Annotated in this window: 17 protein-coding genes; 8 read left to right on the top strand and 9 right to left on the bottom strand. The window is 52.3% G+C overall.

What is annotated here, in order from left to right; all coding sequences use genetic code 11:
* Positions 1-24: 24 nt before the first annotated feature.
* Positions 25-2,241, top strand: a complete 2,217-nt coding sequence (locus K7P01_RS04100; protein WP_267290117.1) for a glycoside hydrolase family 97 catalytic domain-containing protein — start codon at positions 25-27, stop codon at positions 2,239-2,241.
* A gap of 153 nt (positions 2,242-2,394) precedes the next feature.
* On the opposite strand, the gene K7P01_RS04095 is transcribed toward K7P01_RS04100, so the two are convergent.
* The 8 genes from K7P01_RS04095 to K7P01_RS04060 all read right to left on the bottom strand — a co-directional run bounded on the left by K7P01_RS04095 (position 2,395) and on the right by K7P01_RS04060 (position 14,476).
* Positions 2,395-2,961, bottom strand: coding sequence for a TetR/AcrR family transcriptional regulator (locus K7P01_RS04095; RefSeq protein WP_267290115.1), 567 nt, complete (start codon positions 2,959-2,961; stop codon positions 2,395-2,397).
* A gap of 144 nt (positions 2,962-3,105) precedes the next feature.
* Complete coding sequence (locus K7P01_RS04090; RefSeq protein WP_267290113.1) at positions 3,106-3,720, bottom strand: helix-turn-helix domain-containing protein; 615 nt, start codon at positions 3,718-3,720, stop codon at positions 3,106-3,108.
* A 21-nt stretch (positions 3,721-3,741) separates the two neighbouring features.
* On the bottom strand, positions 3,742-5,067 hold the full coding sequence (locus tag K7P01_RS04085) for a TolC family protein (protein ID WP_267290111.1): 1,326 nt from the start codon (positions 5,065-5,067) through the stop codon (positions 3,742-3,744).
* Positions 5,048-8,176 carry an efflux RND transporter permease subunit gene (locus tag K7P01_RS04080; protein ID WP_267290109.1) on the bottom strand — a complete coding sequence of 1,043 codons (3,129 nt, stop codon included), beginning with the start codon at positions 8,174-8,176 and terminating at the stop codon, positions 5,048-5,050. The genes K7P01_RS04085 and K7P01_RS04080 overlap by 20 nt, the downstream gene beginning before the upstream one ends.
* Positions 8,177-8,216: 40 nt before the next feature.
* A complete protein-coding gene (locus K7P01_RS04075) occupies positions 8,217-9,233 on the bottom strand; it encodes an efflux RND transporter periplasmic adaptor subunit (protein WP_267290107.1) in 1,017 nt (338 codons plus the stop codon).
* Between the two features lie 103 nt (positions 9,234-9,336).
* Entirely contained in the window at positions 9,337-10,257 is a 921-nt protein-coding gene (locus K7P01_RS04070) for a helix-turn-helix domain-containing protein (protein ID WP_267290105.1), read from the bottom strand.
* A gap of 1,598 nt (positions 10,258-11,855) precedes the next feature.
* Complete coding sequence (locus K7P01_RS04065; RefSeq protein ID WP_267290103.1) at positions 11,856-13,286, bottom strand: hypothetical protein; 1,431 nt, start codon at positions 13,284-13,286, stop codon at positions 11,856-11,858.
* Between the two features lie 329 nt (positions 13,287-13,615).
* Positions 13,616-14,476 carry an alpha/beta fold hydrolase gene (locus tag K7P01_RS04060; protein WP_267290101.1) on the bottom strand — a complete coding sequence of 287 codons (861 nt, stop codon included), beginning with the start codon at positions 14,474-14,476 and terminating at the stop codon, positions 13,616-13,618.
* A gap of 173 nt (positions 14,477-14,649) precedes the next feature.
* On the opposite strand from K7P01_RS04060, the gene K7P01_RS04055 reads away from it, so the two are divergent.
* The 6 genes from K7P01_RS04055 (at position 14,650) to K7P01_RS04030 (ending at position 22,929) form a co-directional block, all read left to right on the top strand.
* A complete protein-coding gene (locus tag K7P01_RS04055) occupies positions 14,650-14,928 on the top strand; it encodes an ArsR/SmtB family transcription factor (RefSeq protein WP_267290099.1) in 279 nt (92 codons plus the stop codon).
* Positions 14,929-15,061: 133 nt separating this feature from the next.
* Positions 15,062-16,141, top strand: coding sequence for an efflux RND transporter periplasmic adaptor subunit (locus K7P01_RS04050; RefSeq protein WP_267290097.1), 1,080 nt, complete (start codon positions 15,062-15,064; stop codon positions 16,139-16,141).
* A 40-nt stretch (positions 16,142-16,181) separates the two neighbouring features.
* A complete protein-coding gene (locus K7P01_RS04045) occupies positions 16,182-19,304 on the top strand; it encodes an efflux RND transporter permease subunit (protein ID WP_267290095.1) in 3,123 nt (1,040 codons plus the stop codon).
* Between the two features lie 18 nt (positions 19,305-19,322).
* Positions 19,323-20,660 carry a TolC family protein gene (locus K7P01_RS04040; RefSeq protein ID WP_267290093.1) on the top strand — a complete coding sequence of 446 codons (1,338 nt, stop codon included), beginning with the start codon at positions 19,323-19,325 and terminating at the stop codon, positions 20,658-20,660.
* Positions 20,661-20,714: 54 nt separating this feature from the next.
* Positions 20,715-21,644 carry a cation diffusion facilitator family transporter gene (locus tag K7P01_RS04035; RefSeq protein ID WP_267290091.1) on the top strand — a complete coding sequence of 310 codons (930 nt, stop codon included), beginning with the start codon at positions 20,715-20,717 and terminating at the stop codon, positions 21,642-21,644.
* 445 nt (positions 21,645-22,089) lie between these two features.
* Positions 22,090-22,929 carry a hypothetical protein gene (locus K7P01_RS04030; RefSeq protein ID WP_267290089.1) on the top strand — a complete coding sequence of 280 codons (840 nt, stop codon included), beginning with the start codon at positions 22,090-22,092 and terminating at the stop codon, positions 22,927-22,929.
* On the opposite strand, the gene K7P01_RS04025 is transcribed toward K7P01_RS04030, so the two are convergent.
* A complete protein-coding gene (locus K7P01_RS04025; RefSeq protein WP_267290087.1) occupies positions 22,921-23,280 on the bottom strand; it encodes a response regulator in 360 nt (119 codons plus the stop codon). The two genes, K7P01_RS04030 and K7P01_RS04025, sit on opposite strands and share 9 nt — an antisense overlap.
* 121 nt (positions 23,281-23,401) lie before the next feature.
* On the opposite strand from K7P01_RS04025, the gene K7P01_RS04020 reads away from it, so the two are divergent.
* The gene (locus K7P01_RS04020) at positions 23,402-25,363 is read left to right on the top strand and encodes a sialate O-acetylesterase (RefSeq protein WP_267290085.1); all 1,962 of its coding nucleotides are present in this window, start codon (positions 23,402-23,404) and stop codon (positions 25,361-25,363) included.
* Positions 25,364-25,375 lie beyond the last annotated feature (12 nt).

Here is a 25,375-nt window from a genome sequence, read left to right as displayed (position 1 = left end):
TAGAGCATTAAAGAATAAACCTGTATGAAAATTAGAATCCGTTTTAAAATTCTTTGCCTGTGTTTGCTCACCGGCCTTTGGTCTGCCGCGCACGCACAGGAGTATAACGTTACCTCACCCGATGGCTCGCTAACGATCCACCTCGACGTAGCAACCGACATCCGGTATGCCGTAACGAAAAATGGAACGTCGGTCATCACGTCGTCACCCATCGGCCTGACATTGAGCACCGGCTTGATCGTAGGCAGCAACGCTACGGTGAAATCCACGGAAACGGTCGGTGTCGACGAGCCCATCGAACGCCTCTACGGTAAAAATGATGACCTGCGCGATCACTACAACCAGCTGCGCATCGACTTCGAAGAGAACTATTCGCTCATCGTTCGTGCGTATGACGAAGGTGTGGCATACCGCTTCGAGACCACGCTCGCCGGCAATGTCGACGTCATGTCGGAAGAAGCCAACTTTAACTTCGCCGGCCAGACGCAGGTAATTTTCCCGGAGGCCGATAGCGAGATGCGGTCGTGGGAGCGATCATACAATACGTACGCCTCCATCGCAGCGATCGACAACAAAAAATTCTCCATCACGCCCGCCATGTTTTCATACGCCGGGTCGGGCATCCGCGTAGTGGTGGCCGAGTCGGATCTGTTGGATTATCCAGGCCTGTATTTGCAGCCCAGCGGCACCACCAGTGTAAAAGGAAAGTGGGCGTACTATCCCAAGACTGTATCCTTCCCCGACAACATCTACGAATACCATCGTGTAGCCGAGCGCGAAGCATTCCTGGCACGCACCGCCGGCACGCGCAAATACCCATGGCGCGTCGTGATCGTATCAACGGATGACAAAACACTCCTCACCAACGAGCTCGTCTATAAACTGGCAACTCCCTCCGTACTCACCAACACCGACTGGATCAAACCGGGCAAGTCGGCGTGGGAGTGGTGGCACGATGCCATTTTGGAAACAGCCCAAATTCCGTCCGGCACAAAGAACCTCAACCTGGCTTTATATAAGTTCTACGTAGACTTCGCCGCCCAAAACAAACTGGAATACGTCACGCTCGACGCGGGCTGGAGCACCAGCTATATCAAAGAGTTGTGTCAATACGCGGCTTCGAAGAATGTCAAAATCTTCACGTGGGACTTCATCAACATACCGGTAGAAAACCCCGGACGCCTTGCCGAGCTGAAGAGCTACGGAATCGTCGGTATAAAAGTTGACCTTATCGAGCGTGACGACCAGGTAGCCATCAACTGGTTCGAGCAACTGGCAAAGGCCTGCGCGCAACAGCAGCTCATGATCATCTTCCACGGCTGCGCCAAGCCCACCGGGCTGCAACGCAAATATCCCAACATTGTCAACTTCGAAGCCGTACGCGGCGCCGAGTGTACCAAATGGGACGACACCCCCAACCCCGACTACCATTTGCAGTTCCCCTTCATCCGCATGCTCGCCGGCCCGCTCGACTACACTCCCGGTTCCATGCGCAACGTACGCCGCTCCGAGTTCCAGCCCATCGGCACCGGCGTACCCATGACGATCGGCACCCGCACCCACGAAGTAGCCATGTACGTCATGTTCGACCAACCCCTGGCCTACCTCTGCGACGCCCCCACGGAATATAGAAAGTATGCCGATATCCTCAGCTTCCTCTCCAAGGTACCTACTGTGTGGGACCAAACACTCCCCCTGGCCGCCGAAGTCGGTAAGTATGCCGTCGTCGCCCGCAAACACGCCGAAGAGTGGTACATCGGCGCCATGACCAACTACGAAGCCCGCGACATAGAAGTAGACTTCTCGTTTCTCCCCGCGGGCGTCGACCGCGTAGCGGACGTATACCGTGACACCCCGGATTCCGAAACAAACGCCAAAGCTTACCAGCATGAGATCATCAACGTCACGAACCAAAGCAAGCTCACCTTCCACCTGGCTTCAGGCGGCGGGTTAGCCATACGGGTGCGCGATGTAAATGAAGTGACAAGTATCGGAAGGAGTGAAGAGGGCCAGAAAGTCTCGATCTTTCAAAACGCCGACCGCACGCGACTGACGGTACGCTCCAAAGCACCGGTGCACGAGGTAAGCATAGCCGATATATCGGGTAAAGTAATACAGCACGAGATCGTAGAACGCCAGCAAGAAACCCACGAGATCAACACCGCCCGACTGGGCGCAGGCACCTACATCGTCTATGTTTCCACAAACGAGCGTATCTATTCATCGAAGATCATTCGATAACCTGGCATCTGGCGCCGGTCTTAGCCCTTGGGCGAGACCGGTGCCCGTATGGCGCGGTCCCCGACTGCCTTCGCCCTAAAGCGCCGCCAGCCCAATTCCTACCGACGACGGGAGATTCCGCTTACCAGTGCACTGTGCCCAGATCAGGTTGCGCTAATGCCGTAGCAGGCCACTTAAGTAAAAAGCAAAAATTTGGTATTGTCTATGCATTGAATAACGTGTTTCCCGCATCGCCAGGGTCAGATCACGCATACGGATTTCGGTCAGCAGTCTGGCATCTATGTCCATTCGGAAAACGCCCTTATGCTGACCATCTGCTATTATCCTGCTCATGGATTCCGAGATGCTGTCCGTAGCCTGCCTGACCAGCAGATTTGCCAACGGATGATACTTCTCAATATCATGAAGCATACTTTGGTTGATCCCCGAGATCAACTTTATCAGGAAAACATTTAGTAACCGTATTTTGTCTTTCGGATTTTGTTCGTTGCAAATCCAGTCCTGAAAAGAATGAAAGATAGTCTCGACGTTGTGACTGACATAATCGATGACAACGGCATCCTTATTTGAATATAGCTGATAAAGCGTTTTTTTTGATATACCCTTATACCGGCTGATATCGTCCATCGAGATTCCACGAATTCCGTATCGCTGGAATAGATAGTCGACAGCCTCTCTGATGTGCCGTCTCTCCATTCGTTCCGGTAATGCATGTCTCATTTTTTTCGCGGTTAAAGGCTATTCCTCCTATTGCCTGACGCCAATAAGCAGCGCATTACAGCCAGGGCGGGAAGCAGCATTTACGCTGCCGCCCGAACAAACCCCTAAAACCTCTAACCCCTGGCTGAATACACATTATGCCACCTAATTTTCTTTACTCGCCGTTCGCCCGGCGTGTCCGTAGTGTCTGATACCGGATTGCGTCAGGATGCTCCGTACATACAGCACGTTCATCTCGTGAATCGCTTGCTCCAGTGTTGTCTTCTCTGTGTCATGCTGTACCAGTACTCCGCTCAGCGTCGAAAAGTATAAGTAGGTATACTTACACCGATCGAAGTCAGCCCGGTAATATCCTTCTTTGCGGCCACGGGTGATGTTCCGATCCATTGCCGGAATAACAATGGAATTTCGAAACGCAACGAATTTGTTGATCACACCGCAGTGATCCCGCCGTATCTCTGTCAATGTCTCCGCCGTAACACTGACAAGCCTGCTCTGCACCATTGTCAGGATGTTTTCAAGTTCCTCGATCGCGTGCGCAGAGCGTATACGATTCTTTTCAAGATACTCACCGCACTCATTCATGAGTCTCATCGCCAGGGCATGCACCAGGCTGTCCTTATTGGCGAAGTATCCATAGATCGTATTGCGTGAGGTGCCTGTCTGCCGGGCGATCTCCTGGACACGCGTGGCGCGTATTCCACGCGTTGAAAAAAGCATTTGAGCGCTTTCCAGGATCTTGTATTCGTTGGTGTTCATATAGACAGTGCCGCGATGATGTTACTTTAACTCACCCGTTGCTTTCTTATATGCCGCAGCATGGATCTTCCATTCCACATGAGCATCTACCATGCTGTTTCGGGCCTGTTCCCAGATCAATACAGCTTCCTGCACGTCCTTGCCGGTGATTGTACCCGCTTCAAACCGATCATTTGCAAGACGCAGGTTCTCTTCCGCTTGTTGAACAGAAAGTGCCGAAGTCTGCAATTTACGGGCAGACTGAGTCCACTGCAGATACGCGCTCTGGATTTCCAGCGATACAAGCTCCTTCGTTTCCGCCAGTCGCTGTTGCTGCGCCGATACCCGAAGCGTGTGCTCCTTTACTTTATTGCTTTTCCGTCCCCAATCATATATAGGGAAACTGATACTCGCCACGCCATAGTACGTCGTCATGAAATCGTCCCCATTTGAAATGTTGACGTTGGGACCCACGGCCGCCACACCACTGGCACTAACGCCAAGGGTGGGCCGCCTGTCCCCACGCAGTATTTCACCTTGAATGGTTTCGATCTCGAGCGCCCTTTGCAACATCCGTATCTCGGGTCTGTTTTCGACGCTCGTCATAGCAGCAATCGGATCAGGCAATGCAGCGAACGTTGTATCCGTCAGCGTAAAATACACGCTGTCAGCCGACCCTATGATTTGCGCAAGCCGTAGCTTCGCCAGCACCTGGGCATCCTGCGCGCGTACGCTATTCAGCTCGGCTTCATTGAGACTTACCTCCACCCGAAGCAGATCATTTTTATAGATTAATCCCGCATCATACGAATTCTTCAAGTCATGATGGAGTGCCTGCAGCATCGCCGAAAAGCGATTGGCAAGCACAATCTTCTCGGCCGCCTGCACGACCTGCCAGTAGGATTGCTCCACCTCGAAAAGCACTTCCGCCGTTGCCGCGGCTTGCTGGGCTTCGCTCAGCTCGACTCCCTTGGCCGCGGCGCGGCGTCCGTTCTTGATTTTTCCACCAGCATAAATGGGCTGGGTTACACTGACCGATCCGTTCGCTGTATATTCAGGTATCAAACCGTTCATCGCGCCGCCCAGGGGCTCGCCCAGGTAGAGCCCAAGCACGGAGCCATCCACGCTCGGGTATGCATTGGCATTTACGGATTGTTTCAATGATTGCGCCGCCTCGACTTCCAACCGGGCAGCCTGTAGTTTTCGATTTTGTGCCAGTGCCATCTTTCTGCAATCCTCCAACGAAAGCGACTGAGCCGACGCCATAAGTCCCGCCACCAGCAGTGTAAGCGTCGCCAGCACTGTATGCGTATATTGATTGTTCATCTCTGCAAAAATTATAGTAGGATTAATGGTGCGCGTGGCCATGCGATGGTTTATATTGAATTTCAGTGGTGGAGTCCGGAGCATCGACCTCCTGTGGCGCAACCCGCACGAACAGATAATACAGTACGGGCACGATGAAGAGCGTCAACACCATCGACACCAACAGGCCGGAAGCCAGCACACTGCCCAGCGGCGCCCATAGCGGCGACTTTCCAAGGATCATGGGTATAACTCCCACCGCGGCCGCCGCCGAGGTCAGGAAAATCGGTCGCATCCGCCGCTTCGCTGCACCCAATGCCGCTGCCTTGATCGTATAGCCGTGATCGCGCACCAGTTCATCGGCATAGTCCACCAGGATAATCCCGTTGCGCACCACGATACCGATCAGGCTGATGATGCCCAGGAATGCCGTGAAGCCCATGGGATTTCCGGTTATATACAATCCGAGGAAGGCCCCTAATAAACTGAGCGGAAACGTCGCCAGAATAATCAGCGTCTTCCCAAACGTCTTGAACTGGAACAACAACGTTAATAAGATCAGGATCAGACTGGTGCCCAACGCACGGCCCATACCGGGGGCGTTATCTTCCGTAGATTCCGCATCGCCGCCGTAGGCTATCCGGATGCCATCCGGCAGCTCCAGCTTTTCGATACGAGGCTGCGCCTCCTTCATAATGTCAAACGCTTTCCGGCCATACTGTGTCTCTGCCAGGACCGTGAGCGTGCGAAGCCCATTCCGATGAGCGATGACGCCCGTGTGCCAGGCAGGTACGAGCTCGGCCACTTCCTGCAGCTCTACCTTGCTACCTTGCAGGGTACTCAGGTGCAGATTGCGCAGGTTGCCCAGGCCACTCCGGTTGCTCGCATCCAGGCGCAGCAAAATGTCGATTGGTTTATCACCCTCCCACAACTGCGATACCGCATAGCCTTTTAGACCCGCTCCCAATGTCTGCGTAATTGCCTGGTGGGTCACACCCAGTCGTGCCGCCACATCTTCCCGAATTTTCAGTTTTACGCCGAAGTAATCGTCTTCGTAATCACTTCTCACCCAGTTCGTACCGGTGATACTGTCGAGAATTGCCTTCACCTTGTTGGCGACCAGCTTTTGTTCATTTATATCCTCGCCGATAATGCGGATACCGATCGGTGACCCTTCCTGTAAACTGAGCTGCCGCAACCGTACATAACCGTCAGGCAACATGTTCTCAACCTTTGGCAGATAGTCTTTCACGAGTTCACTTGTCGCGTCGGCGCTTGTGGTACGAATGAAGATCTGCGCAAAGTTCCGCCGGGGTGGTTCCGGCGCGTAGGTGACGTGAAACCGCGGCGAGCTCGTTCCAACAAAGCTGGCAATACTCACCACGCGCTCATCCTTTCGCAACAGGTCCTCTACGCGCCGCACTACTTTTTCCGTCTCATCCAGCGATGTGCCGTTTGGCATCCAGATCTCTGCATTAAACTGCTTACTTTCGCTTAGTGGGAAAAACTCCTGCGGCACCTTGCCTGCAATGAAGATCGCTACCACCACGGCCAGGATAGCTGCAGCAATCGTCACCTTCGGCCAGCGAAAGGCTGCCTCTACACCTTTATTAAATCCGTGCTGCAAATGATCCAGAAGGCTTTTGCGCGTCGGCTCGCCGACGTGGTGCTTCAGCCCCCTTTTGATATATACATAGCATGTAAACGGAGTAACGAAAAGTGCAACAAGCATCGATATAAACAAGGCCACGGCCACCGTCACCGGAAGGGCGGCAATAAAGTCCCCGCCAATGCCTTCCAGGAAGAACGCCAACGGGGCAAAAGCAAAGACGATCGCCAGTGTTGCCGTAAAGATCGGCAGCGAGAGTTGCCGCGCAGCTTGCCAGGCAGCCGTCCAGGGCGTAATACCCTCGTCAAGTTTTTCAATATAGTTGTCTACCACGACGATGGCATTGTCTACCACCATGCCCAGCACGATAATCAGCGCAGCCAGCGTCACCTGGTGTAACTCAATGCCCATGATATTGATCACTCCGAACGTAATCAGGATCGAGACCGGCGCAGCCACGGAAGCTACCAGGGCGACCCGCATTGGCAACAGCAAGATCACCACCAGGATCACGGCTCCGATCGCAATACCGAACTCCTTCATAAAATGCACGATACTCTCGCCCACAACCTCCGGCTGGTTCACGATGATATCCACGTTGATATCTTCGGGAAAACCCGAGCGTATCGCTTCCAGTTTCGCTTCTATCGTATGCCCGAACTGCACAATATTGTTTCCCGGCTGCATTTCAATCGCCAGCATCATCACCTTGTCGTTACCGATGCGGATAAAAGAAGAAGGTTCCTCATATCGCCGCTCGATCTGTGCAACGTCGCGCAGCCGAACGACAACGCCCGCAGGTGTGGTGTACACGATCTGGTCGGCAACCTCCGTCTCAGTCTTGTATTGGCTTTCCGTAAATAACGGCACCGTATTCGACGTCACCGTCACTTCTCCGGAATACCCGGTGACATTCTGCATCTGCAGCACCTGGACAATACGCGAGAAGTCGAAGCCGTATTGCTGCAGCTTTCGGTCGTCCACCGTAACATACAACTGCTGCTTCTGTCCACCCGATCGGTTTATCTTCGACACCTCCGGAATTACCTTCAACCCATCCTCCAACTTGTCCAGATAAGTCTCTATTTCCGAGTAGCTACGCCGCGCTGACGAAACGGTAATGATTTGTGCGGTCACATCCCCGAAGCTACTGTTCACGATCGGTCCAATCACTCCCGCCGGCAATGCGCTGCGCAGCGACGAGTTCAGTCCGTGCTGCAACGTGCTCCAAAACTTCTTCCGGTCTTTAACCTCCGTGTGCAACTGCACAGTAATAAACACCTGGCCGTCCTTGGTCTGCGATGTTGTTTTCTTTTTATCTACTTCCTCAAACGAAAACAGAAACTTCTCTACCTGTTTCGTTACCTGTTGTTCCATCTGCACTTCGTCCGCACCCGGGTAAAAGGCATAGACCATCGCCACGGGCATGTCGATCTTCGGGTTTTCCGATCGTGGCATATTAAACAGGGCATATAATCCCAGTAAGACGAGCAGCACCATGGAGACAAGCGTTACCTGCTTGTACTTCATAGCCGCTTCTATCATCGTAATTTCTCTTTTCATGATTTGTCGGCTGAATAAAAATGAAGAATGATAACCGGGATCAGAGAGCAATAGCGCTTCCGTCCTTCAGGCGGGACATACCCGCCGTAATAACCTGGTCGCCGTTTTCCAGGCCAGTCACGACTACCTCGTTGTCGCCCGCTATACCCGTTACCGTCACGCGCTTCCGAAGAGCGGTATTGCTCTCGCTACGCAAAAAAAGATACGTTACGTCGTTGGCATCCCGTACAACGGCCGTGGCGGGCACTGTCATCAGCGGCACAGGACGGTCTGTGTGAATAATAACCGTCGCAATCATTCCGGGCAACAGCCGCCCGGTTAAATTTGCTATTCTTATCTTCACCGAGTATGTATTAGACGTTGCATCCGCTACAGGGTTGATGATCGTGATCTTTCCCGCTACGGTATCGCGCAATGTGGCGATATATACGCGTGCCGTCATATCTTTTTTCAACGCGCCTATTTCGCTTTCCGGAACGGAGATCCGTGCATACACCTGGTCTGTTTTCACAATCGTAAAAGCAGGGGCGCCAGGCGCCGCCATACTGCCCCGTTCGATAAGCCGGGCAGTCACAATGCCTGTCATCGGCGCGTAGAGACGACTGTCGGCAATGTGCTTGGCGTTAATGTGTTTGTTGGCTTGGGCCTGGGCCAACCGTGTTTTTATTTCTATATAGTCTTTTGCCGGGAGGCTTCCTTTCTCATACAACGCACTCAGACGTTTGTGCAGATCTTGCGCCTGGTCCAGGCTGGCGGTGGCAATGGCCAGCGCCTCGCTATATTCTGTGGCATCAATACCGGCCAGGAACTGGCCCTGTTTTACCGGCTGTCCCTCCTGCACAGCGATTGTATTTATAACGCCCGACACGGCAAATCCGATCTGCGCGGTATTGTCAGGCTCAATCGTGCCGGAATATGACAACTGCTCATGTGCATCACGTTGTTTGATCTCGAGGACTGAAACTTTTACCGGCGCGGGCGCTGTTTTTTGCTCGGATGCCGAACAACGCATCATCAGAATAGCGACAACAGCAAATCCAACTGTAGTACGAAGCATAGTAGGTTTTTAAAATGATGCAGCAAAGATGACGCATCACGACTTCGTCAAAAAGGTTGGAAACCCGACAATATTGGTCTAAAACTCGGTTGGCCAGAAACCGTTACAATAAGGAGGGCAGGCTGCTTTGCTTATATTGCTTCGGCGACATCCCGACGTGTCGTTTAAAAAATTTTCCAAAAAACGACTGGTCGCTGAAGTTCAACTCCTCGGCTACTTGCGCGATTGTCAGCGTCGAGTCAAGAAGCATTGTTTTCGCCTCCAGCACCACAAAATAATCTATAAATTCACCTGCCGTTTTACCGGTAATTTCCTTTACAGTTTCCGTCAGATAATTAGGTGTAACATGTAATTGGCGACCGTACTCCTGCACGTTACGTTGTGTCCGAACTTGTTTCGATGCCAAATCGATAAAGCGCAACGCCAGATCCTCTTTTCGCGACACATGTGAAGCGATCAGGTACGCGTATTTTTTTGCCATGGCAGCAAGCTCGTACAGCGCTATAAAGAAGGAATGCACCAGCAGCTCTTTCCCGAAAGCGGTCTGGTCCATTACCTGCATCCGTCGCCGCAGCTCATTCGCCACGTGTTTAAACAATTCTATATCCTCTGCCTCAAGCGGCCAATGAGGCGTGAACTTGCCGGAAAAATACTCCAGCAGCGCCGAAGAATTCTTTCCCTGGTTTCCTCCCATCCAGGTGAGGGTGTTAGGTGTAAACCCAATCACCAAACACCGCATGTTGCGGCTGGAAGAGACGAGCTGTTTCAAACTGCTCGGTGACATGATGAACAAATCGCCTTTGCGCAGTGAGTAATCCCGAAGGTTGATACGGATATGCGAAACGCCGGTCAACACCAGCATAAAGGCAAACGAATCGGTACGGAAATTAATCTCCATACCGGCCGTGTCTATGGGCATTGTTGTGTTGGCAACAACCAGGCCCTGCAGCTGGACTACATCCTTAGAATTGGTTTTCGACAGCAGTTCGTCTGTCGTTAAGATCGGATTATGGCCTTTTTTCATCGTCAGATCGCCACAAAACTAAAAATTGGTTACTAAAAAACCGCTTTCTTTCAGGCAGGCGCTAAATTCTAGGAAAATTAAGGACTCGTTGCTCTGCTTGCCTGCACGTCGAAGCACGGCCCGGTTTTTTTTTACATTAATTATGTCGGGAAGATTGAACGTTATTTCTTCTTAATGCCCGTGGATTAAATTTTTCCCGATAGTCGCCGCAATTACCCCGGAAAATTCCGGTGTAATTTCATTTTACTCATAAGATATAGAATAGATATCCAATAGTCTAACAAGTTTAATCCAATAGATACTCAAATATTATATAGGTATTAAGTATCATATGCTAAAAATCTTTTCCTAAAAAATTATTCTATTCAATATTCTGGCATTTATCAACCTTTCCGTACATTCGACGTAGACACCGTTACAACATTGAATGTTGTCGAAAGCCCCTCTCGTTACCCAAAAAACAATCGACTATGCCCTTTCTCGAAGGACCATTCGCTTTTACCGGTAAGTTAGATATGCTCAGCGCCTACCGCATGCGCGGCGTTGACAAAATTGTCGTTCGTCGCAAGGGCGGGCCCAGTCGCGAAAAAGTAAAAACCAGTCCCAGCTTTGAAAATACACGCCGTACCATGTCTGAGTTCGGCGGTTGCTCCCGCCACGGCAGCTACGTGCGAATGGCCATGCTGCAGCTCCGGCGTCTGTCAGACTATAATTTCGGCAGCGATATCAACAGTATCATGCGCCAGGTGCAATTGCGTGATGGTTCCAGCGAATGGGGCCGCCGCAGTATCATGCTCTCTGAACATACGCGGCTGCTCGAAGGATTTTCAACCATGTATAAAGCGCCCAGCTTCGACTCCATTGTGCGTACGCCGGTGTATTATACGATGGATCGATCCAATCGTTCGGCCCGCATCGAAATTCCCGAGCTGATGCGCGACATCAACTATTTTCCACAGAATAACCACGCGATGTTTCGCCTGACGGCTACGTTGGGTATTGTGCCGGATGTGGCGTTTGACGTGGCCGCTAAAGAGTATCTGGCGCCCAAATGGTATAATAAGTCATATTATTCGATTGGCATTTCGACAGATTGGAACGCTTCATTGGAGGGAATGGAGGGAACCGTGCTGGAGTTGGCTATGGACGTGCTTCCACCGGATAACCGGTGGACGTTGATGTTATCAATTGGTATTGAATATGGCGCCTTTCGGGAGGGTGGAAAGATTGGTGAAGTGAAGCGGTTCGGAGCAGCGAAAATCCTGGCGTTGCGTGGGAAAGAGGATGCGGCTGATGGTGGCGTTGGGGATGATGGGGTGGAAGAGGAAGAAGTGCATGTGGTGGATGAAGCGGTGACAGAAAATGCGCCCGTAGTGGAAGTTGAGAGGGAGTCGGAACGGTATCGGGTCCCGGACGTACAGTATGTATATACTATGAAGGAAACGAAGACGGATGCACGGGCGGTGAAGGTTTATACGTACGCGATGCCGGCCCCACCCATGCCACCACCGGCACGGGCGTTAGTCCAGGGAAACCATGGCGGGACCAGGTTCAAAAATAAAAAAGGCCAGTCTTACCACTGGCCTTTTCGAGACGTCTTAGTCGACAGGGTTGGGAAAGATTTCCCAGCCATAGGTATCGCGCAGGGCTACAAGTTTTTCCCAGTCGTCAAGCGTCAGCAGCTGCAGATAGGCTGTGCCGGCAACATCACGGGAGATGAAGAGACGGCCCACGCGGGGATGTTCCAATACAGAGTTGTAGATATCGTCAATCATTTTGCGAAATGACGCTACATCGAAATGCGTGTTACCAGGATTGAATCCCAGGTATACAAGCTCGTGGTTGTCGGAAACATCGAGGAAGCGGACAGTGGTTGTTTGAACTTCAACCGACTGCAAATGTTTGTTGTGTGACAGGTCGACGCGCTCGGGGCCGTCCGTGATGCTCAGGAATCGGAGCTCGCCCAGGTGTTCGAGGTTGAGGCTGGTGCCACCGCTCAGGTTGAATGCGCCACCAAACGATATGATAATGTCTGTGTCGCCGGTAACGCTCACAAAATGCTCGCCGGGAGTAGCGTACTCATGGTAAAAGCCGAAATCATATTGGTATTCGACCACTACACTGTCGGTCGCACCATCGCCCCAGTCGACTCGTACTGTTTTAGGTGTGAGGATATCTCCGGTTGCAAAGCCGAAGGTGAAGTTTGCATGATCGACCGTAGTCACAGCTGTCATGGTGAGGGCCGGGTCGAGCACCACGGCCAGCGGATCGCCTTGTAGCTCGTCCTGTAATTCCTCCAATACAAAGGTGTGGCGATACGGCGCGAAGCCGGGGCGGTGGATGATCAGTTTATAGGTCTCTGTTGCGACGCCATCGAAGTGTACGGTGTTGACTTTGGCGCCGAGCATATCATCATAGACGGTGTCTGTGCCGTGCAGTACATAGGCGTGTGCCGTGGCGGCTTTGAGCCCGCCTTCGTAGTTGGTGACAAATGTCGTCAATAACAAGTCGGGTGAGATCAGCTCGGGGTCGAAGGTGGCATAACCAAAGGCTTGGGGCATATGAAAGTCGGTGCTGATGGTTTGTACCCCGGTGTGCGTCACGCGGTCTGCCTGGATGGCGAAGTAGAATGGTACGGGATGATCGATCAGGCTTGCGAGGGGTGAACCGGATAATGGCGTAGCGAAGATGATATTGTTTTCGTCGTCGGCTATCAGGAACTCCGTGACATAATAGCCACCCCAGGGTAGGGCGAGTGGCGCGGTGATATAACCGTTACCGAAAGAAAGTATCTCTACGGGCTTACGGGTATAGACAATTTGGCCATTGTGTTTTTTAATACTGATCAACGCGTTACTGCCCGGTGGAATGACCAGGGCTTCGGCCGTGCGGCCATTTTCTGTAGCACCGTCGACCTGGAATGCAAACTGGATGTTACCGGGGGCGGAGTTTTCGGCTTCGTCGTGCGAACACGTCTGGAATAGGAGGGAGAAGGGGACAAGCGCCAACCATAGCAGGATTTTTTTCATAACACGGGGGATTTTTTGGAGTTTTATACGTAACACAACCGCATCGTGCACGGGAAGGGTAAGAACAAACCCGGCATTCGCGGCGATAGACAGCAAGCACACGATGGCACTCGCAAGTACCACGATCCTACATGAAACTCGTTGCAACACGAAACCCTACCGCACAGAAAAAGACGAAAGAAAAGGACGACTATAGTATAAGAGATCGATCAGGACTATAAGGGCCAGGGGGCCGGGGACAGGCGATATAGTCATTATAAATGGTGATCGAAGATACACAATTGATGGTGCCTTCGCTGACACGTACGGGATTATATTTTCAGCCCATGCTACTTAAAAAAATCATGGATAAGGCTTAACACCTCATCAAAATTTGTTTCAAGCACCCAATGACTGCCATCGATAATATGAACCCGGGCATCGGGTAAGTCCCTCTTGTAACAGGCAGCCTCCTCTACATTAAAAAACGGATCATGTTTTCCCCATATGACGAGGGCACGAGGTTGATGAACACGGAAATACTCCTGAAAGACAGGGAACATTTTTATGTGATTCTGATAGTCGCAATTCAGCTCATATTGCATATCGATATTACCAGGCCTTTTCATAGAGTCCCAATCAAGTACCCACCATTCAGGACTTATTGTTGATTGCAATTCTTCCGGCAATCCTGCGGTATACTGCCACTTCACACCTTCCTCGCTTAGGAATGCGTACAGTTTTTTCTTTTTTTCGGGAGTGGGGTTTTTCCAATATTCTCTCATTTCATCCCAGATCCGATAAACACCCTCTTCGTATGCATTACCGTTTTGCACAATTATTCCCTCGATCTTTTCAGGATGGTTTACGCATAGTTGAAGACCGACGGGGGATCCATAGTCGTGAAGATAGATGGTGAATGATTTTAGGTTTACCGCATCCGTAAACTTGCTGATATAAGCCGCTATATTTCTAAAGGAATATTCAAATTGATCTTTCGGTGGAAAAGCGCTGAATCCAAATCCGGGATAATCCGGCGCAACCAAATGAAGCTTGCCTGATAAAGCTATCATCAGATTTTTATACATGACGGACGAGGTTGGAAAACCGGGTAGAAGTAATATGGAAGGGTTTTTCCTGTCTCCGGCCTCACGATAGAAAATATCGATTCCGTCAACTTTAATGGTTCTGTTATAAATTTGACTGCTCATGGTTGTAAACCTGTCAAAGATTGTGCCTCCAGGCTGTGGAAACTAACACCCGCTAGCACGCCGCGTCAAAAAAAAGTTGCCAGACCCCAGAACTTATTGGCCCTGGACCCCGTTGGTGGATATATTGAATTATTTCGATGAATTCGGTACCTTTGCCGGTAAAACAGACGAGCGTGAATATCAAGAAGGCTGAGAAGATCTCGAAGGCGTTGGCAGACCCCAATCGGTTGCAGATTTTAAAAGAGATCAAAAAGAAGGAAGAGTGCCTGTATTGTTCGGACCTGCAGGATATGATCGACCTGGCTCAGCCCTCCATCAGTCACCACCTGAAACAACTGACGGACACCGAAATAGTCGTAGCAGAAAAAGAAGGACGCAACGTGAAGTACAGACTCAACAATAAGGTGCTCGATGAATACATCGACTTCCTGGAGTCACTGAAGAAAGCGTAAATTTTTTTGCTCCAATACATCGAATAACTTAAATAAATCAATAAGTACTAGGATATGACATTTGAACAAATTTACTTCGCATCCCTTTTTCTAAACATATCGAATAATTTAAATAAATCAATCAATTAAAGTTATGAACAAGTCGTACAGACATCGGTTGTATGCTCCCCTGTTGGGAGTCGTCACGTTTGCATTTCTCGCAGCCGGTATCGCTGCGTGTACAACAAAAGCAGAGAATATTGAACAGCCTGCGGTGGCTGCATCCGCTCCGGCAGGTGTACCCGTAGACGTCGTCGTGCTGCAGCCGCACGCCATTCACGAAGAATTGGAGGTGACGGGCACACTCGTCGCGTATCAGGAAGTAGATATCGTCAGCGAGCTTACGCGTCGGATCGTGCAGGTAAATGCGCGTGAAGGGAGCCACGTGAAAAAAGGCACATTGTTGTTCCGCCTGGACGATGCCGACCTGCAGGCGCAGCTCGAGCGTTTCCGTCAGCAAGAGAAGCTTGCCGTACTAAATGAAAGACGTCTGAAAGATCTGCTGGAGAAAGAAGCCATCTCTCAACAGGATTATGATGAAGCCATTACCAACCTGAAGGTATTGCAAGCACAAATCAACGAAGTACTGGTCATGGTCGACAAGACCCGCATCGTGGCGCCGTTCGATGGCCAGCTCGGTATGATCAATACACACCCCGGTGCCATTGTTTCGGTGAATACGATCCTGACGGACATTGAAGACAACAGCCAGATCAAAGTGGAGTTTTCCATTCCTGAAAAATATACCAACGTCATCCAACTGGGCAGTGAGCAACACTTTACGCTGGCATCGGACGACAAACCCTATACCGCGCGTGTATTTGCCAAAGGTGCGAGCCTGAGCCAGGACACACGTACGTTGTTGGTACGCGCGTTGGTAAAAAACACCGACGGTAAACTTCTGGCGGGTCAGAGTGCACGCATCTCTCTGGGGTTGAGCACTTCGGAGCATGCGCTGTCCATACCGTCACAAGCGCTGCTACCTTCTACCGGTGGGTACACGGTGTTCGTGAGTCGTCACAATAAAGTGGTTCCGGTGCCGATTAAGATCGGTCAACGCAGTACGGGCCAGGTGGAGATCGTGGAAGGCCTCACCGCCGGTGACACTGTAATCGTCAGCAATTTACTGCGGCTTGGCCCTGGCGCCCCGGTAGCGTTTGCTTCTATAAAATAAGCCTGGCCATACTCTCTCCTAAAATCAAGTAAAAATCGTCATGAGTGCGATATCACAAGTAAGTATATCCCGGCCCGTATTGGCCGGTGTTATGTCGGTCCTGCTGGTACTATTCGGTATCGTCGGGTACACATTCCTCGGAACACGGGAATATCCCGTCACTGATTCACCCATCGTTATGGTTACCACGGTATATCCGGGCGCAAGCGCCGATATCATTGCCGCCCAGGTGACCAAGCCCCTGGAAGAAGCGATTGCCGAAGCGAACGGCATCCGCGCCCTGTCGTCTGTTTCGCGTGAGCAGGTCAGTATTATCACGGTTGAGTTTAACCTGGACGCCGACCTGGAAGCTGCCGCCAACGACGTGCGCGACAAGGTGTCGAAGTCGCGGCAACAGTTGCCAGCGGATATCGAACCAACCATTGTAGAAAAGTCCGGCCCTGCCGAGTTTCTGGTGTTCCTTACGGTTCAAAGTGATACCCGGAGCCTGGAAGACATCACCGACTTCGTCAACATCAATATTAAAGAGCGGTTGCAATCTATCCCCGGTGTTCGCCTGGTAGACACCTATGCCGGCCGCAAGCGCTCGATGCGCCTGCGCATGGACCCGCTCAAGCTTGCATCCTACGGTTTAACGCCCGCCGATGTTCAGGCTGCCTTGCAACGCGAGAATGTCGACTTGCCCAGCGGCCGGATTGAAGGTGAGAATACCGAAGTCACGCTGCGTACGCAAGGGCGATTGGTAACAGAAGAAGACTTTAACAACATGATCGTCCGTCAAAGCGAAGGCGCCATTGTGCGGTTCCGCGATATCGGTACGGCGATCATGTCTTCGCAGAATGAACGCACGGCGATGATTGTCGGCGACGGTGCGACCGCACGTTACGGTGTCGGTACGGGTGTGCAGCCGCAACGGGGTGCCAACTCGCTGGCTATTGTAGATGAGTTCAAGACCCGCTTTGACGAGATCGTTCGTACGGCTCCCAAAGACTATATCATCAGCCTTGGAAAAGACTTTACCGTACCCGTACGCAACTCGCTGTCGGAAGTAGAAGAAACACTCTTCCTGGCATTCGGCCTGGTGGCGCTGATCATCTTTATCTTTTTGCGCGACTGGCGCAGTACGATCATTCCCCTGGTGGCTATTCCCGTATCGATCATCTCAGCCTTCTTTATCATGTATATCGGCGACTTCTCGATCAACGTGCTGACGTTACTGGGCCTGGTACTGGCCATCGGGCTGGTGGTGGATGACGCGATTGTGGTGCTGGAGAATATTTATAGTAAGATCGAACAGGGTATGTCGCCGATCGAGGCGGCGCGTAAAGGCTCTGACGAAATATACTTCGCCGTAATCTCGACTACGGTTACGCTCGCTGCGGTGTTCCTCCCGATCTTGTTCCTGGGCGGTATCACGGGCAGGTTGTTTAAAGAGTTCGCGATTGTGGTGGCCGGCTCGGTGCTGGTGTCAGCTTTCGTGGCGCTGACGTTGTCACCGATGATGAGCGCGTATTTGCTCAAGGCCAATGCTTCGCACGGTTGGTTGTATCGTAAAACCGAGCCGTGGTTTGAAGGGCTGAACCGTGCCTATGAACGGTCGCTGCACGCCTTCTTTAAAGTGCGCTGGTTTGGGTTTGTGTTGCTGTTGGTATCGTTTGGGATTGCCTGGTGGCTGGCGCCTTCACTGCCGTCGGAGCTTGCACCGCTGGAAGATCGTTCCATGGTGGGCCTGGCTGTAATTGCGCCGGAGGGTACATCCTACGAAAGAATGGAGCAGACGATGAAGGAGATCAATAATTATGTCTCCGACTCCATCCCTGACCTGAATGGCAACCGAACCTATGCCGGTATAGCAGCCTCTGTTGGTACACTCGTGCAGCCTGTCAACGGCGGTTTCCAGTGGGTGTTCTTAAAAGATCCGAAAGACCGTGTCAGCGGCTTGTCGCAGCAGCAGATCTATGAAAAACTAATCGCGGCTTCCGGCCGGTTCCGGAATGTGATCGTCATTCCCATTCAAATACCGACCATCGGTGGTTTCTCCAGCTCACAGCCCTTACAATATATTGTGCAGGCGCCTGACCTCAACAGTCTGATCGGTGTTATGCCGAAGCTGATGGGCCAGGTAGTGCAAAGCCCGAAGCTGAGCTTCCAGGATCCTGACTTTAAAGTGAACCGTCCCGAGATCGGCATCGAGATCGACCGTCAGCGGGCCGCCCAGTTGGGCATCTCCACGCAGGAGATAGGCCGCACGTTGCAGCTGGCGTTGAGTGGTCGTCGCTATGGATACTTTATCTACAACGACCGTCAATACGAAGTAATCGGGCAGCTGGATCGCAAAGAACGTTCTGCACCGGCCGATTTGAACTCGTTATTCCTGCGCGCCGAGAATGGCGAGATGGTGTCGCTCGACAACCTGGTGAGCATGAAAGAAAGTGTAAGCCCGCCGGCGATCTATCGCTACAACCAATCGTATAGTGTTACGATCTCCGCTACGCCGGCCGCCGGTGTAAGCCTGGGCGAGGCGATCGCGGAGATGGATCAGATTGCCAAGAGCACATTGCCGCCGGGCTTTAACACGGCCCTTGCCGGTCAGAGCCGCGACTATGCGGAAAGTAGCTCGAGCCTGATCTTTGCCTTCATCTTTGCCATTCTGCTCATTTACCTGGTACTGGCGGCACAGTTCGAAAGCCTGATCGATCCGTTTATCATTCTGCTGACGGTGCCGATGGCCCTGACTGGTGCGCTGCTGAGCCTCTGGATCACGAGCCAATCGATCAACGTCTTTAGCGAGATCGGTATCATTATGCTGATCGGTCTGATCACCAAAAACGGGATCCTCATCGTGGAGTTTGCCAACCAACGCAAGGAAGAAGGCATGTCGGTAAAAGACGCTGTGTTGGCCGCCTCGGCTTCGCGCTTCCGTCCGATCCTGATGACGACGCTCGCGATGATCTTTGGTACACTGCCCATTGCGTTATCGCTCGGTACGTCGTCCGGCAGCCGCACGTCGCTCGGTATTGCCGTCGTCGGCGGGTTGATCTTCGCCGGTATCCTGACGCTTTACGTGATCCCTTCGGTATATTCTTACTTCTCCAGGCCGTACGCGCATGCCGCGAAGCCCGCACCCCTTCCGGTGGCTGGTAACCCGGCGGCTATTGCCTGATCTTACTCTATAAAAATTATGAAACCACTTCGGTATATCTATCGCACGCTGTTGTTCGCCCTCATCGTAGGCGCGACACGGCCGGCAGCCGCGCAACAGCCGCTGTCGTTGCAGGAGGCAGTAAGGCTTGCCGACCTGCACAACCGCGAGATCCTCGAAAGCCAACTCGGCGTCGAGCAAGCCGCTCAACAACGCATCATCGCCCGCGCGCTTTACCTTCCCTCGGTAAACGCGCAGGCGGGTGTGAATCATTACTTCGACCTGCCGCCGTTCTTCGGCTTTGGTGAAACCAGTGCTGAAGGCAAAGTGCCTTACGGCCGCTTTGGCGGCAAGGACCAACTGAATGCTTCGGTATCGGCGGTGCAGCCTATCTATAACCCGCTGGCGATTCCTTCGCTGCACCACGCCCGGTTACAGGAACGTGAAAGTCAAACGGTATTACAGGGCCGACGTCAGGAAGTACTGGCATCGCTGCGCGAAACCTATCTCAAGGTCCTCGTGCTGAACGAGCGCATCAAGCTACAGCAAGAGAGCATTCGTCGGAACAACCGCGTACTGCAAGATGCCCGCTCATTGCTGCTGCAAGGTAAAGGGTTGCGTGTCGATACGTTGCGTGCCTACACGGCCGTGCGGAACCTGGAGCCTGAGCTCGTGCGGTTGTCGTTCGCGGTGGAGACCAGTACACTACAGCTCAAGACGCTCATCGGTGTAGACTCCCTGCAAGACATCGTACTAACCGATTCGCTTGTAGTACCCGGACCGGAAGCAGTGCCTTCGGAGGAGGACGTGTACGCTGCGGCCAAGCGTAACAATCCCTACTTTCAATCGCTGGCGCTGCGGGAGCAACTGGAAAATCAGCAAGTGCGCATGACGTCATCGCTGCGCAAGCCACAGCTTTCGGCCGTGGCGCAGTACCAGGTGCAATCGCATACCAACAGCTTTGAGTATGGCAACGCCTATTATCCTTCGGCCTCGTTTGTGGGACTGCAGCTTTCGGTGCCACTGTTTGCCGGTTTTTCATCTCAAGCGAAAGTGAAGCGGGCTGCCCTGGGACGGCAACAGGCTGTGCTGCGCCAACAACATGCGCACGAGCAGTTGCGCGCGTCCGTGCACCAGGCGCTTGCCGCGCGCCAGGAGTCGTTCGCGCGACTCGAAACGGCATCGGTAACGCGCGAGACCGCGCGCCTTAGCTACACTATCATTCAGTATCGTTATAAGAGTGGTATTTCCGCACGCCTTGAGCTGACAGACGCCGAACTGGCCCTGTCGACGGCGCAATCCAATTACCTCGAAGCGGTGTACGACTACCTCTCGGCAGGCATCGCTTTAAACAAATTGCAGGGGATTGCCGATTAAAAACGGTACGTAGCGTATAGGGAAGACACCCGGTAGCATAAAAGCATGCACCGGGTGTTTTTTTTTATAATATTGCGACCCAATAATTACGGCGTGCTGCACCAAACTCCCAACTCGCATAAGGGTCTTCGCTCAACGGTGATCGGCATCATCGTCAGCACCGCCCTGGCACTTATTAAAGGCGTCGGCGGCATACTCGGGAATTCCTATGCCCTCATTGCCGATGCGATTGAATCCAGCACTGATATTTTAACGTCGACCATGCTGTGGCTGGGATTAAAATGGTCGTCGCGTCCGGCGGACGAAGACCACCCTTACGGGCATGGTAAAATGGAAGCGCTTGTGGCGTTGGGCGTCTCCATAGCGATGGCGGTTGCGGCGGTGGTGATCGCCGTGAAGAGCATTCAGAACATGATTACGCCGCATAAAACACCTGCACCGTATACACTGGCCATCCTCGTGGTTGTGATTGCGACGAAAGAGCTGTTGTACCGGTTTGTGTTAAAAACCGGTACCGAAATGAAAAGCGATGCTGTGAAGGCCGATGCGTTTCATCACCGCAGTGATGCCATTACCTCGGCAGCAGCCTTTATTGGTATCTTGATCGGCATTGTAGGGGGCGAGGGGTATGAAGTAGCGGATGACTATGCAGCGCTGTTTGCGTCGGCTATTATTATGATCAATGCGTATCTCATTCTGCGGCCGGCCATCGGCGAGCTATTGGATGAAGCCTTAGATCCCGCCGTGAATACGGAAGTGATGCGTCTGGCCGGTAGTGTGCCGCAGGTGGTACTGGTGGAGAAGTGTCATATCCGGAAGATGGGGGTTTTTAAGCATGCTGACTTGCACATCTGGGTGGATAAGGCCCTGACGGTAGAGGAGGGACATGCGATTTCACATCGTGTAAAAGATCATATTCAACTGACGCTGCCGGAATTTACCGATGTTATGATCCATATTGAGCCAGCAGGACACCACGATTAAGCAGTGTGGGTGTGAGCGTGAGAGCGGGGAGAGGAAAGCACTTTTTTCCGCTCGGGCTCTCACGGGCTTCGTTAGCTGCCTAATACAAATGCTGAGAGCAGCATCAAAATGAATATCAACAGGATATAATTCTTGATCGGGTCTGCGGTGCTGTGTGGGCGGCGGTACACTACCCGCGGCATTTTGAAGTTTTTTATCGAAGGTCTCATGATTTCTCAAAATTGGTATTGTACCAATCCTACCATAAGGATGCCAGCCACAAAATGGCGCTGCCGGCTGTATAAGGCCCCGTGAATCAGCCGCTTTTAGCTACAACCTGGGGGAGAGTAGACTTATTTCTACACTATCCGTAGCATGTTGTACCTATGAATGATGCTGCACGTAGTGCCAGATTCCCCGGCATGAATTTTTCAATTTGTCATCCGTACAGTAATACTGTCTATATATGAAAGATCACTACACACGTTCCTGGCGTTGGCTGGTTTTACCGGCGCTTTTGCTGAGCATCGGGCTTACGGTTGTCTATACTTTCCTGCCCGGAGATGCGATCCCCGTAAGCGCGATCTTCGGTCGGCATGAGCATCTGTTTATTCCTGCTGGGTATACGTTCTCTGTGGTGGCGATTATTGCCGCATCGCTGCTGGTATATGCCGGCTATCAATTACTCCCGGCGCAACGCCATATTCCCATTTACGACAAGATCGCCCCCTCTATAGTATTTTCATCTCTGCTGACCCTGGTGTGGCTTTATACGTTCACGCAAGAGTATTTGTTTGTTGCCTGGCTGGTGCAGGTGGGACAGCTGGTTTTATCGTTGATCATTTTTATGCGTATTCGCAACGAAATGAATACAACGCTGTACCGTCAATATAAATGGATTCAATTGCCTTTTACAACGGCTGCAGCCTGGCTGACCTTTAGTACTATTGTGTATGCCGGTGTCTGGCTAAAGTCGATTGGATACGAGGGCGTACCGTTTGGTGAAAATGTCGTCGCAGTTCTCGCGGTGCTGGCCGTGGCCATGCTGGCAAATGCCGTACACAACCGGTATCATGATTTTATTTTCCCAATGACAATCGCCTGGTGCTGTATCGGTATATATGCGGAGCAACGAAATGCTGAGAAACTGGTAGCCCTCGTGGCGTTATCCACCGGCCTATACCTGGTGGCGCGTGTCGTCATTGTGGCGGTAAGACAAAGCGTGGTTGAAGTTGCCCGGGTGTATGCCCCGGTTCGCTCGAGTGACGCCGGTCCGGTCCCGAATCATCGCTCGCAATCAGCCTAGCAGTTTGTTTATTTTTTTGAGCAGGTCGCGGGTATTGACCGGCTTTACGAGAAATTCATTAACACCTTGTTTGAGGGCTAAGGCAATCACTTCTTCTTCGCCGTCTGATGATAGCATGATGATCGGTGTGGGTTGCCGTTGTTCCTCGCGCACGCGCTTGAGGATATCGTCGCCGTTAAAGTACGGCATGTGAATGTCGGTAATGATCAGGTCGAAGTGCTCGCCCCGATCAAGCGCCGACATGGCTTCCTGGCCGTCGCGGGTCAGGATCGCCTCGTAGCCTTGCTCGCGCAGGGTTACTTCTACTACTTTCAGCACGACTTCGTCATCGTCACATACCAGAACACGCATATTTTTACATTCAGAATGCGGCGAATATAGTAAATCAGGGCTCGACTATCATCTTTGGGGACCGTTGTTGTATACTTTCTGTTGCTTTTTCCTGGCAAAATTTTCAATTTCATCTTTACGTATGAGAAAATTACTTCTATCCCTGGCGGTGCTTTGCACAATGGCACACGCTTACGGAAACGTCAAGCTTCCGAAGATCTTCACCGACAACATGGTATTGCAGCGCAATAAGCCCATTCAGGTATGGGGGTGGGCTGATGCCGGCGAGAGTGTAACGGTACAGTTTAACAAACAATCCAAAAAAGTTAAGACCGACAAAACGGGTAAGTGGACGATCACGCTTGCTGCCGAAGCAGCCGGTGGCCCCTATGAAATGACCGTAAAAGGAAAAAACAGCCTTGCCGTAAAGAATATTTTAATAGGCGAGGTATGGGTATGTTCCGGTCAGTCAAACATGGAGTGGCCGTTGTCGGCAGCCAAAAATGCAACGCTCGAAATACAGGCCGCCAATTTCCCGGAGATCCGTCAGTTCCTGGTGCAGAAGGCGATTGCTTCTACGCCGCAGGCAGATGTGGCGGGTGGCGACTGGAAGTCTTGTACGCCCGAGACCGCTGCTAATTTTACGGCCGTCGGCTATTTCTTTGCCCGCGACCTGTATAACAAGCTGCACGTGCCCATCGGCCTGATCCACACGTCGTGGGGTGGTACGCACAGCGAGACATGGACCAGCCGCGAGGCCTTCGAGAAGAGTGACGAGTTTAAATCCATGATGGCGTCACTGCCCCGGATCGATCTCGAGTCGTATGCTGCCCAGCGCAAAGAGCGTGCTACAGCAAAGCTGAAAGAGATGAACATCGTCGTTCCGGCGACAGCTGTAGCGACCTGGAAGGATGCAGCTTTTGACGACCAATCCTGGCCCACCATGTCTATACCGGGTGCGTGGGAAAACCAACGCCTCGACGGTCTCGATGGCGTGGTATGGTTCCGTAAATCTTTTAACGTGAGCGATGCCGACGCCGGTAAAGATGCTGTGCTGAGCCTGGGCGCCATCGACGATATAGACGAGACGTTCGTCAACGGTACATCGGTCGGTAAGACCGCGGGCTATGACCAGAAGAGAACATACCGCATTCCGGCAGGTTTGTTAAAAGCCGGTAAGAACGTCATTGCCGTACGCGTGGAAGATACCGGCGGCGGTGGTGGTCTGTGGGACGAACCCGCGGCAGTATCTGTAAAAACTGCTTCGGATCTACGCACGCCGCTGGCCGGTCCGTGGAAATTTTATGTCGAGCGCGTGGCCGCTGGTGGCGGCTCGGTGGGGCCTAACAGCTTCCCGACGTTGCTGTTCAATGCTATGTTGAATCCGCTGATCCCCTATACCATCGCGGGTGCGATCTGGTATCAGGGCGAGTCCAACGCCGGCCGGGCGTATCAATACCGCACAGCCTTCCCGTTGATGATTCAGGACTGGCGCAACCGCTGGGGACAAGGTGACTTCCCGTTCTACTTTGTGCAACTGGCTTCCTACGAGGCGTCCCGCGGTGCTAACCCCCAGGGTACCAGCGCCTGGGCTGAGCTGCGCGAAGCCCAACGCATGACCCTGGCGTTGCCCAATACGGGCATGGCGGTGACGACGGATGTAGGCGAAGCCTTTGACATTCACCCCCGCAACAAACAAGATGTTGGCAAGCGCCTGGCGGCCATCGCGCTGAACAAGGTATATGCACAGGGCAATGTATACTCCGGGCCGTCGTATCAGGCGGTACGCTTTGAGGGTAATAAAGCTTTTGTGTCGTTTACCGAAATGGGCGGTGGCCTGGTGATCCAGGATAAGTATGGTTATTTGCGTGGGTTTGAAGTAGCGGGTGAGGATAAGAAGTTTCATTATGCCAAGGCCTGGTTGCAGGGCAACGAGGTGGTGGTTGCTTCGGATGAAGTAGCGAAGCCGGTGGCGGTGCGCTTTGGGTGGTCTGATAACCCGTGGGATGACAATCTTTATAATAAGGAAGGTTTTCCGGCGTCGCCGTTCCGGACGGATACGTGGCGCGGTGTGACAGAGGGTCAGACATTTACGTTTGAATGACAGGAACAAACT

The organism is Parachryseolinea silvisoli (genome assembly GCF_021190955.1).
Taxonomy (GTDB): Bacteria; Bacteroidota; Bacteroidia; order Cytophagales; family Cyclobacteriaceae; genus Ohtaekwangia; species Ohtaekwangia silvisoli.
This window is presented reverse-complemented; position numbering and strand designations above follow the sequence as displayed.

Excerpts from the sequence above, each read along its gene's own strand:
- K7P01_RS04030 (WP_267290089.1), top strand. The coding sequence starts at position 22,090 with ATGAAAGATCACTACACACGTTCCTGGCGTTGGCTGGTTTTACCGGCG.
- K7P01_RS04045 (WP_267290095.1), top strand. The coding sequence starts at position 16,182 with ATGAGTGCGATATCACAAGTAAGTATATCCCGGCCCGTATTGGCCGGT.
- K7P01_RS04025 (WP_267290087.1), bottom strand. The coding sequence starts at position 23,280 with ATGCGTGTTCTGGTATGTGACGATGACGAAGTCGTGCTGAAAGTAGTA.
- K7P01_RS04065 (WP_267290103.1), bottom strand. The coding sequence starts at position 13,286 with ATGAAAAAAATCCTGCTATGGTTGGCGCTTGTCCCCTTCTCCCTCCTA.
- K7P01_RS04060 (WP_267290101.1), bottom strand. The coding sequence starts at position 14,476 with ATGAGCAGTCAAATTTATAACAGAACCATTAAAGTTGACGGAATCGAT.
- K7P01_RS04090 (WP_267290113.1), bottom strand. The coding sequence starts at position 3,720 with ATGAACACCAACGAATACAAGATCCTGGAAAGCGCTCAAATGCTTTTT.
- K7P01_RS04020 (WP_267290085.1), top strand. The coding sequence starts at position 23,402 with ATGAGAAAATTACTTCTATCCCTGGCGGTGCTTTGCACAATGGCACAC.
- K7P01_RS04100 (WP_267290117.1), top strand. The coding sequence starts at position 25 with ATGAAAATTAGAATCCGTTTTAAAATTCTTTGCCTGTGTTTGCTCACC.
- K7P01_RS04085 (WP_267290111.1), bottom strand. The coding sequence starts at position 5,067 with ATGGCCACGCGCACCATTAATCCTACTATAATTTTTGCAGAGATGAAC.
- K7P01_RS04040 (WP_267290093.1), top strand. The coding sequence starts at position 19,323 with ATGAAACCACTTCGGTATATCTATCGCACGCTGTTGTTCGCCCTCATC.
- K7P01_RS04080 (WP_267290109.1), bottom strand. The coding sequence starts at position 8,176 with ATGAAAAGAGAAATTACGATGATAGAAGCGGCTATGAAGTACAAGCAG.
- K7P01_RS04095 (WP_267290115.1), bottom strand. The coding sequence starts at position 2,961 with ATGAGACATGCATTACCGGAACGAATGGAGAGACGGCACATCAGAGAG.
- K7P01_RS04070 (WP_267290105.1), bottom strand. The coding sequence starts at position 10,257 with ATGAAAAAAGGCCATAATCCGATCTTAACGACAGACGAACTGCTGTCG.
- K7P01_RS04075 (WP_267290107.1), bottom strand. The coding sequence starts at position 9,233 with ATGCTTCGTACTACAGTTGGATTTGCTGTTGTCGCTATTCTGATGATG.
- K7P01_RS04050 (WP_267290097.1), top strand. The coding sequence starts at position 15,062 with ATGAACAAGTCGTACAGACATCGGTTGTATGCTCCCCTGTTGGGAGTC.